This is a genomic window from Borrelia sp. A-FGy1 (genome assembly GCF_014084025.1).
GTDB lineage: Bacteria > Spirochaetota > Spirochaetia > Borreliales > Borreliaceae > Borrelia.
In genome coordinates, this window is record NZ_CP043708.1 from 1 (window position 1) to 2,162 (window position 2,162).

The following is a 2,162-nucleotide window of genomic DNA, read 5'->3' on the forward strand; positions in this document are numbered from 1 at the left end:
ATTATAAATATAAATAAGCACGGGTATCAAAACACTTATAAAAGCACCTACAAAAACCCAATAAATAATATTCATACCTAAAATATTAAAACAAAACCTTTACTTTTCTTTAAAAAATACTGTACTGCTAGATACAAAATCTCTAACCCTAGAAAGTTATGTTCTTTGTAAAAAAAGAACATAACTTTTTTAATATTTTGATTTTACCTATCTCTTTTTTTAAAAAAGCAAAAAAAAAGACTCTTCTTAGAGCCTTTGTTGATCTTGATATTATGCATAAAGCAATATAAATGCTTTACATACTAAGTATAGAACATCTTTATTTTTATATAAAGACAAAAAAGGCCTACTGAAATGAGCCTCTTTTGTCTTTAAGGAGTCTTTAAATCAATAAGACTAGGTCTACTTAATACTACCAATAAATAAAAATCTACTCTTTTTATCTTCCTTATAAATTTACCCTTCTTTTCAAACCTTAATCCTCTACAATTAAGATATCTAAACAAATATATATCTAAATTTAGCAATTATCTTAGTTTTACTTAACTTTTGTACTAAAATTAGTTATTTATTAACAAAATTCCCAATTAACACTAAAATATATAAATACCTTTATATTGTCTTTTATTAAAAGACAATATTGCTATATTATTTTTATAGAGCATGACATTTTACTTTACGCAATATATCCTAGTTTATATTTATATGTAAGGAGGGTAATTTGAGTAAATTAATTTGCAGTATTTTTAAAATTAAGAGTCGTTTTTCATCTTATCTAGATAGAATTGATGCAACAGGCAGAATAAAGGAGCTAATTGGGTTTGTATTATTTGGTCTTCTTTATTTTGCTTTTTGTTACCTCTATACATTGCATCTTTATAGATATGATGAAACTCTAGATGAACTATCTTTAAAAAATAAAAAACGAACTTGGGCTTTATATGAAAAGTATCATTCAGGAGTATCAAAATAATACTTATCTCTAGCACTCTAATTTAACTAAAATGGATTTATTGAATTAAACTAATGTTTAGAATATTAACATACAAATACCTAAACTTCATAAAACAAAAAGAAGATCCCTTTAAGGAGATCTTCTTTTTGTTAAAGTTAGACATTAATAAAAAAGACACTATATTTTAAAAGAATATTTACTAACCAAATATACATCATACAACCTTAAAACACAGTAAAAGATTTACTTTTGTTTCTTTGGTTTAAAAATTAACTTAATGTATACTTTATTTACTTTTAGTAGCAATTTAGCTTAGAACAAAAGATAAATCAATTTGCAATAACAAAACTAATTTTTATGAGATATAATGCCAATTATTCTTGATTTATCTAGATCTTTCTTTAGATCTAACAAAACAAATAGCTTAAGGAGTAAATTTTATAAGAAAAGGATAAGGAGCAATATGTCTATATCAAAGATATTATTTGTGTCTTGTAAGCTTTTTAGAAATAATAGTTTAAGTAAAGACTTACCCTTGCTTGTTTCTGCTAGCACTGCCCTGATTTCTAATACCCCCACTGCTACTTCTAGCACTCTTAGTACTAACCTAGACAAGAAAGAGAACACCTCTAAGTTAACTAAAGACGACAAAGATAAACTTAAGTCTTTTTTTAGCAAAACTACAACATACCAATCTAGTCTAGATGCTATTTATGACAAGCGTATAAGCTCTTATAGAACTATTGATACTTATACTGATTGTAGTGTCTGCAGTCTTGGATGTTTTAGATTTTCTAAAATACGTAGCTATGCTATTTCTGACTTAGAAAACAAAAAGTTAGAAAAAGAGTACGCTAAGCTTAGCACGATGCTAAAGGAAGCTGTACCTGGTTACGATACTAAAATTTTAGATGATGCCATTGCGTCTTACAGGAAAGCTATAAGGAAGGCTAGTAAGGCCGAGCAGAGTATAAAGGCAGTAAATGACTATTTTAAAATTAACGAAGAGAAAAGAAAAAAAAACATAGCTTGTTTAAAAACAGTTAGAAAACTCCTTACTGTTATTAAAAAAACTACAAAAACTGCTTGCTTGTCTTATGCTGATGCTTTTGCTGTTCTTGCTTCTGGCCTATCTTGCAGCAAATTTAGGCAAGCTGTTTTCAAGTTTAGTAATGCTGCCAAGAAATATACCAATGGAAAAGGAGAT

Annotated in this window: 2 protein-coding genes; both read left to right on the forward strand. The window is 27.2% G+C overall.

Annotated elements, in window-relative coordinates; translation table 11 throughout:
• Positions 1 to 721 precede the first annotated feature (721 nt).
• Positions 722 to 973 carry a hypothetical protein gene (locus F0310_RS05560; RefSeq protein WP_182117974.1) on the forward strand — a complete coding sequence of 84 codons (252 nt, stop codon included), beginning with the start codon at positions 722 to 724 and terminating at the stop codon, positions 971 to 973.
• Between the two features lie 445 nt (positions 974 to 1,418).
• Positions 1,419 to 2,162 (forward strand): hypothetical protein (locus F0310_RS05565; RefSeq protein ID WP_182117975.1); only part of this gene is annotated, 744 nt, incomplete at its 3' end.